Annotated in this window: 15 protein-coding genes; 7 read left to right on the top strand and 8 right to left on the bottom strand. The window is 38.5% G+C overall.

Annotated elements, in window-relative coordinates; translation table 11 throughout:
• Positions 1-12 precede the first annotated feature (12 nt).
• The 3 genes from GKR48_RS13750 to GKR48_RS13740 are packed head-to-tail and all read right to left on the bottom strand — an operon-like array spanning position 13 to position 7362.
• Entirely contained in the window at positions 13-5664 is a 5652-nt protein-coding gene (locus GKR48_RS13750) for a DUF637 domain-containing protein (protein WP_154628483.1), read from the bottom strand.
• 19 nt (positions 5665-5683) lie between these two features.
• Positions 5684-6850, bottom strand: coding sequence for a ShlB/FhaC/HecB family hemolysin secretion/activation protein (locus GKR48_RS13745; RefSeq protein ID WP_154628482.1), 1167 nt, complete (start codon positions 6848-6850; stop codon positions 5684-5686).
• A 5-nt stretch (positions 6851-6855) separates the two neighbouring features.
• Positions 6856-7362 (bottom strand): POTRA domain-containing protein, encoded by a 507-nt coding sequence (locus GKR48_RS13740; protein WP_154628481.1) that lies wholly within the window; start codon positions 7360-7362, stop codon positions 6856-6858.
• 252 nt (positions 7363-7614) lie between these two features.
• On the opposite strand from GKR48_RS13740, the gene GKR48_RS13735 reads away from it, so the two are divergent.
• Entirely contained in the window at positions 7615-8055 is a 441-nt protein-coding gene (locus GKR48_RS13735) for a GNAT family N-acetyltransferase (RefSeq protein WP_154628480.1), read from the top strand.
• Between the two features lie 219 nt (positions 8056-8274).
• Here the strand turns inward: GKR48_RS13735 and GKR48_RS13730 are convergent, their stop codons facing one another.
• Both GKR48_RS13730 and GKR48_RS13725 read right to left on the bottom strand, forming a co-directional pair.
• Complete coding sequence (locus GKR48_RS13730; RefSeq protein ID WP_039861494.1) at positions 8275-8991, bottom strand: RNA polymerase sigma factor FliA; 717 nt, start codon at positions 8989-8991, stop codon at positions 8275-8277.
• Positions 8992-9376: 385 nt separating this feature from the next.
• Positions 9377-10522, bottom strand: coding sequence for a FliC/FljB family flagellin (locus tag GKR48_RS13725; protein ID WP_154628479.1), 1146 nt, complete (start codon positions 10520-10522; stop codon positions 9377-9379).
• A gap of 358 nt (positions 10523-10880) precedes the next feature.
• Between GKR48_RS13725 and fliD the strand changes: the two genes are divergently transcribed.
• Genes fliD through fliT form a run of 3 tightly spaced genes read left to right on the top strand, consistent with a single transcriptional unit; the run spans position 10881 to position 13096 of the window.
• Entirely contained in the window at positions 10881-12314 is a 1434-nt protein-coding gene (fliD, locus tag GKR48_RS13720) for a flagellar filament capping protein FliD (protein WP_154628478.1), read from the top strand.
• A gap of 4 nt (positions 12315-12318) precedes the next feature.
• Positions 12319-12717, top strand: coding sequence for a flagellar export chaperone FliS (gene fliS, locus GKR48_RS13715; protein WP_006657543.1), 399 nt, complete (start codon positions 12319-12321; stop codon positions 12715-12717).
• A complete protein-coding gene (fliT, locus tag GKR48_RS13710) occupies positions 12707-13096 on the top strand; it encodes a flagellar protein FliT (protein WP_036951364.1) in 390 nt (129 codons plus the stop codon). The genes fliS and fliT overlap by 11 nt, the downstream gene beginning before the upstream one ends.
• Before the next feature lie 146 nt (positions 13097-13242).
• On the opposite strand, the gene def is transcribed toward fliT, so the two are convergent.
• Complete coding sequence (gene def / locus GKR48_RS13705; RefSeq protein WP_154628477.1) at positions 13243-13749, bottom strand: peptide deformylase; 507 nt, start codon at positions 13747-13749, stop codon at positions 13243-13245.
• A 543-nt stretch (positions 13750-14292) separates the two neighbouring features.
• On the opposite strand from def, the gene GKR48_RS13700 reads away from it, so the two are divergent.
• The 3 genes from GKR48_RS13700 to GKR48_RS13690 all read left to right on the top strand — a co-directional run bounded on the left by GKR48_RS13700 (position 14293) and on the right by GKR48_RS13690 (position 16944).
• Complete coding sequence (locus GKR48_RS13700) at positions 14293-14775, top strand: DUF4822 domain-containing protein (protein WP_154628476.1); 483 nt, start codon at positions 14293-14295, stop codon at positions 14773-14775.
• A 287-nt stretch (positions 14776-15062) separates the two neighbouring features.
• Positions 15063-16211: a YadA-like family protein gene (locus GKR48_RS18190; protein WP_230088680.1), complete on the top strand. Its 1149-nt coding sequence runs from the start codon at positions 15063-15065 to the stop codon at positions 16209-16211.
• A 268-nt stretch (positions 16212-16479) separates the two neighbouring features.
• Complete coding sequence (locus GKR48_RS13690; RefSeq protein ID WP_272689322.1) at positions 16480-16944, top strand: DUF1097 domain-containing protein; 465 nt, start codon at positions 16480-16482, stop codon at positions 16942-16944.
• 51 nt (positions 16945-16995) lie between these two features.
• Here the strand turns inward: GKR48_RS13690 and GKR48_RS13685 are convergent, their stop codons facing one another.
• Together GKR48_RS13685 and GKR48_RS13680 are read right to left on the bottom strand one after the other, a co-directional pair.
• Entirely contained in the window at positions 16996-17355 is a 360-nt protein-coding gene (locus tag GKR48_RS13685; RefSeq protein ID WP_154628475.1) for a hypothetical protein, read from the bottom strand.
• A 16-nt stretch (positions 17356-17371) separates the two neighbouring features.
• Complete coding sequence (locus GKR48_RS13680) at positions 17372-17779, bottom strand: hypothetical protein (protein WP_154628474.1); 408 nt, start codon at positions 17777-17779, stop codon at positions 17372-17374.
• Between the last annotated feature and the right edge of the window lie 20 nt (positions 17780-17799).

The raw sequence follows: 17799 nt of genomic DNA, 5'->3' as shown, positions 1-17799 counted from the left end.
AGTATCCCCTCCCTATTTTACTACCGTAATATTAAATTTTATATTTTTACTATTAGCATATAAAATTGATTTATTTATAGCATCCCACTGAGCAATATTTGTTGTACTTGGCACTGCTAGCTCGATCGTTTTGCTACTTATATTTGCACTCTCCAAATTAAAACTAGAACTCCCTCCTTCATTATAATTATCTACTTTATCAATATACTGATTTAATTTATATCTTATTCTATTAGGATTCTGATAAGTACTAGCCCCTGTATCTAATGTTTTAATGCTAATCGCTTCTTTATTCACGGTAAAATAATCAAATACGGGGAAATTATTGGGTAAGCGTTCTGCGGAAGAAAGCTTACGTGCTGTGCTAATATAATCCTCAAATGGGAATCCCTGCTTATAAATACCATCACCAAAAGCCATATAGGTTCGGCTGCCGTCAGGTTCTATTCGATAAATTTCTCGAATATCAATAATAGGTGAAGAATTCTTACTATTCAACACGCCATTAACATAACGTCCCGAATTGGCTGATACACTAGCCGCACCTTTAACAGCAACAACATAGCCTGCAACTTTGGTAACTAACTGCCCAGTTTCTAAACCTGCATTAAATGCTCCGCTAGCACCTGCCTTTTCATATTCTGTTTCTATCAATTTGATTCGATTCAGAATATCTTGCTTTTCTCCCTCCGCAATATCACTAAACATGGTTTCGCTTGAAAGCAATGCACGTAAGCCATTGAGGGTGTCCTTATAATTGGTGATGGCACCTGCGACATCTGTAATGGTTTCCCATAATTCAACGGGAACCCCAGAAACCACGCCAGCAGCAAAAGCCCCATCTTGTGAGCTACTGGTGAGCCCCCATTTAATATGGATTGCAGCACGTTTCAGTGCGCTGGGTTCGTCTGCAAGCTCTCTTTCCATCAACTTACGCTGATGATGGGCTAAATAATTATGCCGAAATGTATTCTCAGCACTGTTCGCAGCACTATAAACGCCACCAGGCTCCCCCGTAAAAACGGCACCGGAAAAGCCACCGAATAATTTCACTAATTGCGCTTGGGTATCGGCTTTTTTCTTCCATTCTTTGGCATCAATAAAATTATCACCGAGCGATATTGCTGCTAATTCAGCCGCAAGAGCACCAACGACAGCGCCTTTCGCATCCCCTCCACTGATCTCCTCGCTAACACCAGCCACTACTGCATGGCTGAGCATTTTGCCGGATTGACCTAAAATTTGTCCGTTATCACCAATGAGTTTTGCGCCTTCAGCATGGAGTTGACTGGCAACATTACTGAGCAATGCACTTTTTAAATTCTCAGTAAAACTGCCACCTTGAATAGCGGTATTAACGGTTGAACTCACTAGAGATTGTGCCGCAATACGTTGAGCTACATTGTTCCAATTCCCATCATTTAATAGAGGTAATCTAGCTTCGTTCCCTGTCCCCGTTCCCCACCCCATTTGCGTATCTAGGCCACTGAGTGCGCCAGAAACTGCCATTTGGGCAATGATCGATTTAACCGTCTCACTGCGACCTAATGCATCCAACGTTTTAGATAGGTCACCTTGGTTTTCAGCAAGTGCGATCGCCGCTTGCGTTGAAAGCGCCGTCATCCCGCCGTATGCTGCACCTGAAATAGCAGATGCAGTGACACCGCTATAGCCCGATGATGCCCATGCAGCGAAATCTGTTGCAGCTCCGTGCGTCATCGCCACCACCGCGATAGTAATCAACGCAGATGCGACTGGGTTTAATTGCTGGCTTTTATAATCCCAATGGTCATAGGCATCTTGAACCAAATTCCACTGCACATCAGGGCGGTGTTTCAGTGTTTTAATCCATCGAGTGCCTTCTCTTTCTCCCAGCAAATTCAACGTATTTTCTAAACTTTGTGCATTTTTTGCTTTAACGTCAGCCGTTACCGCTGTAGCTGCATTTACCGTTAATGAGCTGCCGAAATGCAAAGAAGGTGCTACCCATGTATCTTCTTTGTATCCTTTATTTCGATGGGTAATAAAAAATCCATTGGAACGAGAAAGAAATTGCTCAAAATGACCATTTTTGACTGCTTTAAAATTCACCTTGCCCGTTTGACTTGTGATTTTGGCGTTCTTACCTGCATTAATTCGGGTGGCTTCTAACGTGATGTCATCTTTCGCGAATAAATTGATATCTTTACTTGCTGAAAACTCGGCCACTTTATTGGTGGCACTTTGAACTAACTTAGTTTCATAGGTTGAACCCCAGAAGCACGATTTGATACCTAAAAACCGGTTACAATGCTCTCGTTCTTCTTCCCACTTGCTGCTTTCAACCATCGCTTGCGCATAAAGAATTCCGCCTTTCGCAGCAATATCAAGTGAGCCTTTGCTCGCTAGCTTTGTCGCCTGAAATAACGTACTTCCATTGGAGAGTATGGTTAAATCCCCTCCGCTATTAACTTCAGAACGATGTTGATGCTGTTTATCTGTATTATTTTTTCGGCTTTTTTCTACAAGTGATTCAAACTTAATATTGCTGTCACTGTTAACAGTGATATTTTTACTGGCATCAAGGGTTGCCCCCCTGCTGATGAAATCACCACCAGAGCTTAAAATGAGATCTTTTTGACTTTTAATCTGAGTGACTAAGCTTTTTTCTTCATATTCTCTTCGTGTTGGAAAATCAGACGCGAAATATGCTATTGCATCAAGGGTTAGCTGTTTTCCTGATGAAAATGTTAGATTTTCACCGCTGGAAAGCTTTCCACCAATAATTTCCAGATCCCCTGCACTCATTAGCGTGAGATTCTTTTTTGCAGAAAGTGACGGAGTTAGTTGCTCCATATCCGAGCGGGAAAAAACTCGCGTTAATTCACTTAAGTTCGCTGATGAAAAATAACCACTTAGAGTATCAGACAGGAATGAATTAAATTCTGGCGCGGTAAAACGTGGTCGAATTGAAAGCTTAGCGCCATTTAAAAATGTAATATCATTATTTGAATGAAAGCTATATCCGGATGAATATAGATTACTACCTGCTTGAATCAGTAAATCTTTCTCTGTTTTAATTTCCCCTCTATTTTTGAAAAAATCATCAAACCGTTTTTTATATGCTTGCTTATCCCATAACTCTTTAACTCTAATTTTAGGAGCATTAAAATGGCTTTCTAAGAAAAGAACATTCTCCCCCGAACTGATACTTAGTTTGTTTAACGGCTTAATCACTGCATCTAAGAAAATGGCATTTTCTCTTGCTTGCAATAGCAAATTATTTTTTACATTTACATATCCTTTTCGCTCAGAACCTTTATCATCATAATGTTTAACATAATAATCATTTGAAATTAAAATACTACCTTTCGAGGATTTAGCCAGCATATCATTTGCTGTTATTTGGCTCTGATTTCTAATTTCAATACTCTTATCAGCAGACAGAACCAAATCATTTTTTGTATTTAATTCAGCTTTATCTAAATCAATATTTTCTTTAGCGAAGATATAAGTATCTTTTTCAGACTTAATGCCGTGATTAATTCTTACATTCTCACCATTAATAAGAATGTTTTTTGCAGTAAGAATATCGTGTTGTGTTTCAATAACTTCTTTATCTTTTCCTTTTACAATGATGGGTTCATCATCGTAGTAATCAAAATAGGCATATCGATGTGATGGGTATCTCTGACCAGCTTTAGATTTTTGAAAATCTTTCTTATTAATAACCGCATTAACAAAGCCATTACCTAATAAAATCTTTGGGTATACCGTATCACTAAAATCGACATTTTTTGAAAAATCAGCAGTAAAGCTTCCACCTGCAATTATCTTAGCCGGTTCATAAACTGGATAATCTATTTGGCGTAATGCAAAAATCTCATCGGGTAATCTAAAATTCGATAAACTGTAGTCTATCATTTGGTTCTTAATGGCTGGACTACTGGTATATGTTAGTTCATTGCGCATTGCATTCGGAGTAAATCGGTAATAACGTTCATGCTGGTTCTGAACTAATAAACTACTATTTATGATATTTTCACCTGTTAATATCATATTATCTTTCGAGCTTATTTTACTTCCATAATTAATTAATTTATTTGCTGCTATATAGAGATTTTTACCCGAAGATATTTCACCCGCTTTATCAATTGATCTATGTGCATATTTATAACTGCCTAAATTTATGATAGGTAAAGATGATATTGGAACACTACCGTGGAGCAATCGTTCAAAAAACACTCTATTTTTATTAGGGTCATTAATTCCAGAATTAACAAAATAGTTGTTTTCCCATGTTCTAAAATCATAAACAGGCACATCATGATTGTGCGTCATAAAATAGAGGACACCATCATCCGTTATACCTTGTTTTATTGGATTTAATACAATCGGATTTTTAAACTCCTTACCCACTACATCATTAGCAAAAATAGATTTTGAGTCATCACTCCCTTGAGCGGTAAAATATAATCCATTTGTTTTTCTTGTATTTGCCAATGACTTTGCTCTAACAATTAAATCCCCTTGCTGGGTTTTAATTGCACCTGATGTATTGACAATAGAGTGAGTTAAATCGCCCTCTGCATTTTTTTGTATCCAAAGGTTATTTTTTGCCTGAATGAGGGCGTTTTCTCCCGTATTTTTCACTGTGTCAGCAAATACTCGTAGATCTTTACCTGCCGTCACCTTTCCATTATTTTGTAAATCCCGTATCGCGAGCGTAATATCATTCTTGGCATTGAATCTCGCGCTCTCATTGACGAATAACTCTTTGCTACTGATATTAATGTCATTATTTGATTGAATATTCCCATTTACCGTAATTTTTCCATCAACGGTTAATATCAGATTTTTTTGCGCGGTTTCAATATGACTTAAATTTACACCAACACCTGATGCGGTACTGGTTAAACGAATTTGATCCGCATACATACCTCCGAGTGCTTTGGCGTCAATCGCCACGCCTGTAGTTTGCCCCTCACTGTTCCTTGACGTTATCGTTCCTTGTTGAAAATCAACCCGGTTATTCCCTTGTGTTAGCGACAGGTTTTTCGCTTTAATTTGCCCATTCAGTACCAATGCATGACTGATAATATCAGCATAAGTTTGTCCTTGTGCGTTGAGTCCTTTTGCTCCAATAATAACGTTACCCTTTTGCACCTCTATGGCGCTTAGGACTCCTGAGGAGTTTAATTGCGGTTTCCCTGTTGTTAGTGTAATTGCTGGTGTATTAATAAAACCGCATCCATCACAGCTGATCCCATTAGGATTGGCTATCACGACATTCGCAGGCTTTCCAACCACCTCTAGTCGGCCAAGTAGCAGAGAATGTCTACGGCCTACAACCTCACTAATAATCAGCTCCGCAGATTTTTCAACTAAATTAGGATTGGCGCTAATTTGACCAGCAAGCTGCGAATTGAAATTGGTCAAGGAGTTATTAAAAACTGCCCCTTGCTGACCCACATTAAATTGTTCGAACTTATTATGAGATACACCTTCATTATTTGGTTTAATAACATTAATTACCGGTACGTTTTTTTGCTGATTAATTTGAATATTCTTATCTTTCGGTTTAATTATATTCCCCCACACTGGCTGCAAGGGAAACATTAAATAAATAAAAATCAGACTATAACAAATAGCATTCTTAAACCCATAAATCATATTATTAGGCATAGTTCCTCCTAAACTAACGTTATAAATCAAATGAAATAGACCAATACAACGACCATTTGCTTGGATTTATTTCAGCAGAATAATAGAAAGGCTTACTGATTAATAGCGATGCCGAAAGAGCATTATTTGTGTAGGAAATTCCCATAGCCCCCCCAGTTAGGGTCCCTCCCTCTATTTCATACTTATCAGGAATAATGTAGCCATAATCTAGAGCAAGAATAAGATTTAACGCTCCAAACTTATGATTAATCTGTTTGTTTATTTCATTACGCCAATAAAAACCACTATTCCCATTTATAGATTGGTCTTGATATCCTCGAATGGAGTGCTGACCACCAATATTTAATCGTTCAATCGCATATAAATTATCGGGGGTATATTGGCTATAAAATGAAGTTAAATAGTTGAGATCATTTTTAATTGGATATTGGTAACTACTACTTAAATTGAGTTTGCGGTAATGGCTACGAGGCGATTTTTCTGCAATAAGATCAGGGACAGCACCAAAAGCAGATGTTCCCCATTCTATGGATGGATTTAAGGTAAAATAACCTTGATTAATTACAGTGCTATATTGAGGAGAAAAAAATATTGACGCTAGTGTAGGGCTACTAATAGTTAGTGCTTGTCCCGCCAGCTGTGTCTGCACTCTTTTATGTTTTAAACCACCGTGTAGTGTTATCCGTTGATAAGTATCACGATATAGTAAATAACTAGCATCAAATTGTTGGTGTATATTTTTGCTTTTGTAAGGGTATTTATTATGATTCGCTGTAAATAGTTGCGATGATTGCTGATGAAAGAATTGATAACGATAAGACCAATAACCATATGGAAAGTTTAGACTCACCCCGAAATGCCGGCTGTAGTGTGAAGAACGCATGTCAATATCGGTATTTGCAGATAACGTCCATTGCTCCCCCAAGCCCACTAAAGAGTCCCCTAGCAACGTTCCAGAAAACTGTTCTGCCCCTGTTTCATTGGTTCCTGAATTATCAAGATTAAGTCGCAAACTTATTGGAATTTTACTTGCCTGTTCATGGATCACTACATGGGAATAACCCTGACGAATACCAGGCTGTATCTCTAGTGTGTATTTTACCGTTGCCAATCGATTAAGTTGTTCTAAGCCTTGTTCTAAATCCCGTAAATTGAGTATTTTTCCTACTAGCTTTGGAAATACCATAGAAACTAAATGTTGAGAGTTTTTTTCGATTCAGGAGAATTAATATCAATAGATTCAATACGCCCTTCAGTCACTTGAATATTAAGAATTTGATGAATTAAATCTTGTTCAGGTAAATAAGCAAGCGAAGTGATATAACCCTTTTTAATATAAATGTTCGTAATTTCATTCGTAATGTTTTTTATTTGATTTATGCTTAAGCAACGTGATTGATAAGGAAAATTTATTTTTCGTAGATTTTTATGGGATATCGCCTTAGCCCCTTGCAATTGAATTGTTTTAATAAACTGACATGCGGCATCAAGTTCTTTTTCAATAATATTGTCTTGATATTGGATAATTTTTTGCTGCTGAAGAAGATTTCTTTGATTAAATTCAGATTCAAGTCGCTCTTTTTGCTCTTGCTGAACGTCTCCTCGATTTATATTTGTGGGTAAACCTGCACCTTGACTGTATTGATTTTGAATTCCAAATAAAAAAATAAATTTAACGATGATAATCAGCTTTTTCATGTATCCCCATCCATGTTGTATTACATCAAAGCAGCGTTAAATCAAAATACTGTCATCATGTAGCTCCCACAATGACATAAATTATTGGGGATAAACCTATTTTGATAGGAAGGACGATATCCAAAACAGTATCCATAAAAGGAGTTCACCGTTACTTATTTCTTTTTTCAAACAAAAGCACAAAGAAAAACAGGCAATTTTCATGATTTCGAGCTAAAACTATATTAACGTTTTTTTTTATGAGGGAATGACATGGAGCCAGTGAATAGCCACATCACCTATAAAGTGAACCATTCGATTTCGGTGGATGATTTTTTGAATTTATTGAAGCAATCTCCACTGGATACGTTTGTGCCCACTGATGATGTCGCGTTGCTGGATTCGATGTTAAATAATGCAGATTTGTTGATCAGTGCTTGGGTGGATGAGCAGGTGGTGGGTTTCGCTCGCGCGATCACGGATTTTAGTTTTTGCTGCTATATCTCTGAAATTGCGGTAGATACTCAGTATCTCCATCAAGGTGTCGGTAAGCATTTGCTGCGCCTAACCGCCGAGGAATTGCCCCCCGAGTGTCATTTAATTTTTCGCTCCACCCCCGACTCCCAAAACACCTACCCCAAACTCGGCTTCACTCCCTGCCCCAACACGTGGCATATCTCCGCCAAAAGCTTTCTAGACAAAATGAAAAGCTAGTTTTTATTTTTTCTTAATTTCGTCCTTATTTTTGCTTTGGCTTTGGTTTTTCCTTTGACCTTGGTTTTGGTTTTTTCCCTTGACCTTACCCAACCATAGCTCTAAATAATTCGAATTCACAGCTAGGCGGCAAGCGAAGATATCCCGATGAGCATACATGAGTATGTGATTCGGGTAGCTGAGAGCAGCCAACAACGCTGTGGTTCGAAGTATGACGAGCTACGATCTCAATTTAGAGCGCAACCGCTTAATGGCTTGGCTGTGTAATTGACTCACCCGCGACTCCCCCACCTCCAACACCGCACCAATCTCCTTCAAATTCAGCTCTTCTTGGTAATACAGCGTCAGCACCATTTTTTCGCGCTCTGGCAATTGTTCTATCGCCGCCACGATTTGGTCTTTCAGGCTGGATTCCATTAGTAAACTCAGTGGGTTACCGCCATCATCTTCATCCATTGATGGCTCACAGCTTTCCCCGTGCACTTCGTGCCATTCATCGTAGGAGAACAGTTGGCTATTGTTGGTATCTAGCAGCACTTGGCGATATTCCGCCAAATCGATATCCAGCGCTTTGGCAATCTCAGGCTCTGTGGCACTGCGCCCAAGGCTTTGCTCAAGTTCACCAATGGCTTTGGTCATTTCACGGGCTTGGCGGCGCACGCTACGGGGAACCCAGTCACGGCTACGCAGCTCGTCGAGCATGGATCCGCGGATCCGCTGTACGGCATAGGTGGCAAAAGAGGCACCTAGTGAGGCGTCGAAACGTTCTAATGCGTGGAGTAGCCCAATGCCACCCGCTTGAATTAAGTCATCGATATCAACGCTGGCAGGAAGTCGGACTTGCAGTTTCAGGGCTTCATGGCGTATTAGAGGGTAATAACGCTCCCATAGGCTATTTTTATTAATGACACCTTCGGCAGTATATAAATCACTCACAACCTGAATCACCCTTCAAGTTTTAACTAAAGGTAGCCATTATCTGTGTTACGCGTAATTTCAATCCGCAGAGTAAGGCACTAAATCAGCCGTTATTCTTTTTATCCTAAATAAATTTGATGGAGCCCAATATTTTTTGAGTCTATTTTTTGCGTTTTCTTTTGACCTTGCCCTTGCCTTTGACATTGTTTTTGACCTTAACAATGCCAAAGCGCGCCCTAAATAATTCGTGTTGCAGCTAGGCGACGAAGGAGATTATCCCGATGAGCGTACATGAGTACGTGATTCGGGTGAGCGACTGAAGTCAACAACGCTGTGGCGCGAAGTATAACGGGCAAAAAAAAGACCAGCAAAGCTGGTCTTTAATAAAAAGCTCGATCACGAATTAACGTAACAGGCTCAGAACACCTTGTGGAACCTGGTTAGCTTGTGCTAACACTGCAGTACCTGCTTGTTGCAGAATCTGACCACGGCTCATGTTAGAAACTTCTGTCGCGAAATCAGCATCTTGGATACGGCTACGTGCTGCGCTCAGGTTGTTAACAGAGTTGTTCAGGTTGTTGATAGTAGACTGCATACGGTTTTGGATAGCACCTAAGTCTGAACGCAGGCTATCAACAGTTGCTAATGCTTTGTCTAAAGTACCCAGAGGACCTTTAGCATCAATTTCAGCTTGTTGTACATCGGTCACTTCAGCTAATGTGCCAAAAGTTACTGTTGATGGGTCAGTGGCAACAGTTGTGCCATTCGCAATAGTCATTGTGGTTGCAAAAGTAACTTCTTTACCATCAACCTTACCTGTGACGTATACGTTATTACCATCAACGGTACCATCGTCATTAGTTTTTTGATAAACTTTGGCGCCTTCAACATCTTTACCGCCAAATTTCAAAGCTTCAATTGCAGTTTTCGCAGCAGCTTCAGTAACTGGTTTTGCACTTGCATCAGGGCCTTTCAACGCGCCAATTTCAGCAGTACTCATTGATTTACCTAGACCATTAGCACTTGCATCGAAATTATCTAATTTTAATACACTACTATCGATTTTTTTCAAGTTAATAGCGATAGTTTCAGAATCGTTAGTACCAACCTGAATTTTCATTGAAGTATCTTCGCTAAGAACTTTCACGCCGTTAAACTGAGTTTGTTCAGAGATACGGTTGATCTCTTCCATACGCGCGGTAACTTCTTTATTGATAGACTCGATATCGCTCTTAGAGTTAGTGCCGTTTTGTGCTTGAACAGTCAATTCACGAATACGTTGTAAGTTATCGTTGATTTCGTTAACCGCACCTTCAGCAGTTTGTGCGATAGAGATACCGTCGTTTGCGTTACGTGCTGCTTGAGTTAAACCTTTAACGTTTGCAGTGAAACGGTTAGCGATTGCTTGACCCGCAGCGTCATCTTTTGCGCTGTTGATACGTGAACCAGAAGATAAACGCTCAATCGCAGTACCCAGTACGCCTTGTGAACGGTTTAAGTTGTTCTGAGTAGTCAGAGACAGAATGTTGGTATTAATAACCTGTGCCATAATGTATGTCCTTTTTATCTTAATAGTCGATTAAGCACGCTGGCTTAACTCGGTAAATGTTGTCAGCAATAACATTATCGGCGCCTCTAAAAACCCCTTTAGCCCTTTTTATAAAAATCTTTCATATTTCGAGGCTAAAGCCCGCTGGAATCAGCTTTTTTTACACGAAAATTTTTATTAAATTCTTTTTTTATCGTTAATTTCCTCATCATTTTTATTCAATAAGCCTAATTACCTGCCTTTTACGGTTTAACTCCCCCCATTATTATTTCGCCGAATAGTCTAATATTTTTCCCCAATTCGCCGATAAAGGACTAAATACGAATTTATTTTCAGGGTTTATATTCAGGAGAGATTTATGGCAGGCATATCCACACTCGGTATCGGGGCTAACTTAGACTTAAATGTGCAAATGGATCAATTAGAGGCAATGGAAAGACGCCGCTTAGACCCACTGACACAACAGAAAGCCAGCTATGATGCGCAAATCAGTGCATTTGGTAAGATGCAATCTTCATTAGAAAAACTGAAAAAAGCGGCGGAAGATCTTAAGAAATACGAAGATATCAGCACCACCAAAGTGAGTGGTGAATATAAATCTTTTGATGTAAAAACCGATGGTAAAGCAGTTGCTGGCGTACATGATATTAAAGTCACCCAACTGGCTAAGGCGCAAACTATTGCCACTAAAGGTCATAGCGATAATAAAGAATTACTGGGTAGCGATGCAAAAGAACGCACCATCACCATTACCCAACCGTCTCAAAAAGAAGCAAAAGATAAGATTGTTATCAAACTCGATAATGAGAGTACCTCATTAGTTGAAATTGCCGATGCCATCAACAAAGCGGATAAAGGCGTTTCTGCATCCGTTATTAAAGATAAAGATAACCAATACCACCTCGTTGTCACCTCGAAAAAAGCAGGTACTGATAGCCGTATGAGCATCAGTGTTGATGGTGATGATAAATTAGCGAAAGTGCTAAATGTCGAGTCAACCTTAGTCGATGGTAAAGTCACGATTGTTGATGAAGCCAGTAGTGGTATGGAACAAAAAGTTCCACCGCAGAATGCGCAATTAACTATCGACGGTTTTGACCTTGAGTCGCAAACTAACGAAGCCAAAGACCTGTTCCCTGGTTTAACCCTATCTTTAAAAAAAGAGAGTGAAGATGGCAAATCAGACCATTTAATTATCTCGGAAGATATTGAGCCAGCTAAAGCGAAAATCAAAGTCTGGGTGGATGCCTATAATGAATTCCAAACCTTAGCTAAAGAACTCACTAAATATACCCCGACCGAAAAAGGCACAGCACCGGATAAAACCAATGGTCCATTAATTGGTGACTCTACTTTACGTGGTATTCAAAGCACCTTACGTAACCAAGTTCGTACCCCACAAGATAGCGGCGAATTAAACCTGCTGAATAAAATGGGGATTAAGCAAAAACTGGACGGTACGTTAGAAATCGATAGTAAAAAACTCGATAACGCCATAAAAGATAACCCATCGAGTGTGAAAGTATTCTTTGCGGGTGACGGTGAAAAAACTGGATTTGCGACCGAAAACTTTAATTTCTTAAAAGAGACCTTAGATAGCAAAGAAGGTACGTTGCATAACGCCACAGATGGCGTACAGAAGAAAAAGAAAAGCATCGATAAACGTATCGAGCAAACCAATAAACAAATTGAAAACACCATGGATATCTATCGTCGTCAGTTCCAAAACCTCGATAAGATGATGAGTTCACTGAACAGCACAAGCAGTTCATTAGGCAGACTTTTAGGTTAACCACATGTATCAACGTAAAGCTAATCAAGCCTATCAGCAGGTCAGTTTGGAGAGTGAAATCGCCAATGCGACCCCGTATCAACTGATCCAAATCCTGTTTAAAGGGGCCTTAAGTGCCCTAAAACGGGGGGAGATTTTTATGGAGCAGGGAAACATTGCTGAGAAGGGTAAAGAAATCTCAAAAGCCATCGACATCATTGACACGGGATTAAAACAATCGCTAAATTACGAGGCTGGTGGCGAACTTGCTGAAAATTTAGCGAGTTTGTATGAATACATGACGCGGCAATTGCTCCGCGCCAACATAGAAAACAACGTGACTTATGTCCAAGAAGTTTACCAATTACTCTCCGATATCGCCTCTGCATGGCAGCAAATCGGTGCAAATGTGGATGAAAGATAACCAGGTGGACAATAAAAATCCTCTCTATTTACTTGAAATATATCGTAATGTCTTAATATTAAGTGAAAACTTAGTTTCGCTCGCACAATCAGGGGAATGGGAGTCATTAATCTCCCGAGAAACTGAATATGTCCTTGCCGTTGAGAATTTAACGGCTTTGACTCAAGAATATGAGCAAGAACAACCTATTACTGACGACTTTGTGCAGTTACTACACCAGATCATTGAAAACGAACGAGTGACAAAAGAACACTTACAAAATCATTTGAATTTTTTAAGTAAAGAAATCAAACAGCTCGACCAACAAAAGGTATTGAATAATAGCTACGGCCAATTTGATCAACCCGATGCTCCAAGGGTTATTAAACCTCTCGAGTAAACGGTAAAGTGTCAGGCAGTTCACCTGACGCTTAACTTAATAGGACAACTCAATTGGCACCAAGAACACAATAGCAGCTCCCCGAATCACACTTGTTGGGTCTCGGGAAGCCGTAAAATAGACGGGAAATGCTGTTACTTTAATTTTTACTGCTGTTTTAATCTTTGCTGCTTTTTAAGCTTTTTCAACAACATATTGCGCTTTAACGTGGATAAGTGGTCGATGAACACTTTACCGTTTAAATGGTCAATTTCATGTTGCATGACAATCGCTAAAAACTCATCACTGTCGACAACAAACTCCTTGCCGTCACGGTCAAACGCCTTCACCTTCACACGCAAAAAGCGTGGCACATCCGCGTAAACATCCGGTACGGATAAGCAACCCTCTTGATAGCTAGTCTCCCCTTCGCTCTCAATAATTTCAGGGTTGATAAATACCATTGGCTGATTACGTTCTTCCGAAATATCAATCACCATAATGGCTTTAGTTTCGGCGATTTGCGTTGCCGCCAGCCCGATACCATTATCAGTGCTGTACATGGTTTCAATTAAATCATCGACCAATGTTTGTACTGCTGCGAAATCCGTAACGGGACTGCACTGAATACGCAATCTTTCATCTGGAATTTCAATAATTTCTCTTACTGCCATAGCTAAAATCCTGTTGATTCAATTACTTTTACTCAAGTCTATAGAATTAGTATCGCCCTTTTTTTACGTATAAAAGATGCAAAAAATGGCAAAGTCACTTGAATATGAAATTTTCACAGAAAAATAACATGATCTGAGAAAAAACACACCTGAAATCACCAGAAAATTCACCGTGTAACCCCGTTCTACAGGTAAGATCCAATGTATTTCATCAAAATAAGACAATCCGTATAAACAAGTATTTGTAAATTTTACATGGTAAACCGACCAAAATATAAATCTGAATTAACACTGATTAGATAGCTTAGCTATAATTTTATTTCGACTTTCTATTTAATACTGTTTTTAACAGAAAAATTACATGGGATAAGCCGAGTTTTGTTTGCTGATACCCCCTTTTCTTTAAATACATAACCCAACATAAGCTTACGTTTTTAACACTTAATCATAATTCTTACCTTTGCTTTGCTCGCTGTTTAATTAATGATGAAGACCTGTTCGATTTTGTTACTCACATTTCTAATCTTAATAAATGGAGTTCTTATGAAATTAAAACCGATTATTGCCGCCCTGATTGTGATGTCCACCACTGCTGCTTTTACGGCTCAAGCTAACTCAACGGCGCCTGTTGCAAAGCAAGCTGTTAGCGCCAAAAAAGCCAATGCCTATGAAGAGATTATGATTGATAAAGTTTGGGTAACCACTCAAGCTGTCGATCAAGATAAAAAAGACGTGCCAGCAACAGATAAACAAGTGGCAAACTTCTTTGGGCTTGCAGAGTACTACCCTGATGGCACGTTTAAGATGCTAACCCTTGAGGGTGCACCTAAAATGCAGGGTGACTGGTCATTCAGCGAAGATGGTAAAACCCGTTCATTAACGGCCAAAGATGACAAAGGTGAAGTGCTGTTTACTCGTGTGGTTGAAAACGTGACTGTGACACCGGAAGAGTATACTTACCGCATCTACCCATCACAGGATGATAAAACCAAATATTTTGATATCGTCCATAAAGTGAAAAAATAACTCATACAATTATTGGGGAATTTATTTAATATTCCCCTATTTCTTAGTTATTAGCTTGGTAAAAATTAATTTTTAAATTACTTTAAAGCACTCCGAAATTACACTATATTACCACCATCAATTCCATTGTATTAATCTTCATCCAACACGATTTTCCCGAATTAATTAAAAATAAAAACGGATTTTACCCACCAAAATATATCTCTTATTATTCCCTTCCCGATCATAGACATCGACTTATATAAGTTTCGTTGTTTATTCTTTTTACGTCATATGGATATTTCGTTATGAAAAACAAACTACTTAGTACAGCTGGTATCGCTATACTCTCATCTTTATCCACCCAGTCACTCGCAATAGCTAATGACTACCAAGATGTTATCAATGCACCGTATGATTATCCAGAACATCGACATGAGGATAATAGAAACATTCTTGAGATCGAACGTGATAAAAAATTTAGTGATAATATTAATAAATATACCGAGATGGCTAAAACCATGACACCGATTGTTGATGTCATCACTTACGCTATTGACACTACTTCACCATTAATAAAAAAAATACCTGAATTAAAAGAAAAAGAACCGAATCACGGCAATCTTATCCCTTCGACTCATTCATTAACACCAAATGATCCTGTATCAAGCTTTCCACTAAGTAAATTCGACCACCTAGAGGGAAAAATAGCAGGTCATGACCATGAAATTGCTTTATTAAATACGTCCGTAAATAATTTAAACCACAAAAATAACGAACAAGAGAAAAATGATATTAAAAATAGAGCTGAAAAAGAAAATTCCATTAAAAATTTGCAAAGTTCCATCTCTGACCTAGAAAAGAACCTCAATGGTAGTGAAGTAAAAAATAAAAAGTATGTCGACGATGAAATTTTTAGACGTGAAGCGATTACAACTTTATTAATTAATGATACAAACAAAAAACATGTAGAAGACACACAGCAACTGAATGTAGCCATAGAAAAACTTGATAAAGACATTAGAGAAAATGACCAAATTACGAGCCAGTTAATCGAAAAGGCGGAACAAAAAAGTAAAGCCCATGCTGATTTAATTTTACGTAATCAACAAATGCTTAATATTGATCGTTTTGATAAACTCGATAAACAAGAAAAACTTCAAACACAACAACTCAAGCAAATAAATACTCGAGTTGACCAAATGGAAAGTAAAATCCACCAAACGGCTCGTGATGCAAATGCTGGTATTGCTTCAGTTGCTGCAATGACCAATATTCCTTACACCACAAACACACGTTTTAGCGCCGGATTAGGCTTAGGTAATTTTAAAAATGGTAACGCCATCGCAGCCGGTGCTCAGTATCAAGTTAAGCAAAACTTGAATCTGCGCAGTTCTATTTCTTGGAATAACTCTGATAGAGCCGTTATCGGAGCCGGTATTGCCTACGGTTGGTGATATTGAACCAATAACTATCTTTATTCTTCTTGTCATATTTATTAGCATCAATGTAAATTGATGCTAATTTTTATTTAACGATTAATTATCAATACCACTGTTTAATTTCTTACTATTAAATTTAAATCACTCAAATCATTATTAGGCATACATTAAACCTTTTCTTCACACTTATTATTCATCATTTAATTGCAACACCTGACATCCCTCTATACAATGCTCAGCTTTCTCAAATTCATTACCTTAACTTATTCATAAAGCCATTATTGTGAAACTACTTTTTTCTCTTTCATTAACGACCGCGATTCTTTCTGGATTATGGGCATGGGTAGCTGATGTCTTCGGGCTAATCAGTTGGGCGGGCTTTTTAGGCTGCACGGCGTATTTTGCCTATCCCAAAGAAGGTATAAAAGGATTGCTTGTCACTGCATTAACCGCACTCAGTGGTGTGGCTTGGGGTTTGGTCATTATTCATAGCGATAAGCTCACCCATGACCTACCTAATTTTGCAGGCTACTTTGTGACCACGATTATCGCTTTTATCATGTGCTTTCAAGCCCAAAAATCGTGGCTGGCCTATATTCCAGGAACCTTTATCGGCGCCTGTGCAACCTTTGCAGCGCAAGGTAATTGGCGCTTAACTATTCCATCACTTATTGTGGGTGTTTTATTTGGTTACGCTATGAAGCAAAGTGGTCTCTGGTTAGTCAAAAAACTGGATAAAGCCCCTTGACGCATAATGAGGGTATCCAAGTACCCTCTGGCGATATCCTATAAATTACCTTTATTTATAGGATATCGACGCTGCGCTAATTTTATTTGCTAAGCAGCCAGTTATTTTAATATTTGAGTTTGATAGGTATGCCGTATTCATGAGTTGGAACATTGCCTTACCATAATCATTTCCAACTGATTCTAATACAGATATCTCCTTTGTATTGGTATCACCATCTCGCAGTGTTATCGTGAAAAAGGCCCTTTTATTATTGACATCTTGTTCACCTAACGTGATAGTTGATATTCTTTTTTCTTTGTTTAGATACGTACTACAATTGTCTGAAAATGCTTTGTTTATATTAATTTGATTTGCCATAGAAAAGCTTGAAATTAATAAGCAAGTTACTAAAGTTATTTTTCTCTTCATTAAGCGAATCCTATTTTTAAAATTTATTGATTAAATGATTTACACACCCGGTTGAATAAGAAAACATAGTATGAACTGATAGGTCAGGAAGAATAGCCATATATACGAATCCATCATCATCGTAAGTTAGGTTACAAAGAAAATAGTCATTGGTTTTATATTTGTATCCGGATGCTGTTTCTACCTCAACAGTCCAGTAATCAAAGTGAGATAAAAAACCCGTCTCATATGGAAATGGATATCCCAGTTTACTTGTACTCATATTCTTCATCTTACTGTAATCCGCTGTAATATGACGCATCTCATGAGGATAGTCCGTAGAATGTGTAACAGTCACTGATTTAAGTTCCTGCAAAGAACAGTTCATCACATAGAAATACCCAGTATGGTCTGTTGAAAGTGCCTTTTCTGTTACGTTGTTCATTTGCCTCCAATTTTTATTAA

Source organism: Providencia sp. wls1943, from assembly GCF_009706275.1.
GTDB classification, from domain to species: domain Bacteria; phylum Pseudomonadota; class Gammaproteobacteria; order Enterobacterales; family Enterobacteriaceae; genus Providencia; species Providencia zhijiangensis.
This window is presented reverse-complemented; position numbering and strand designations above follow the sequence as displayed.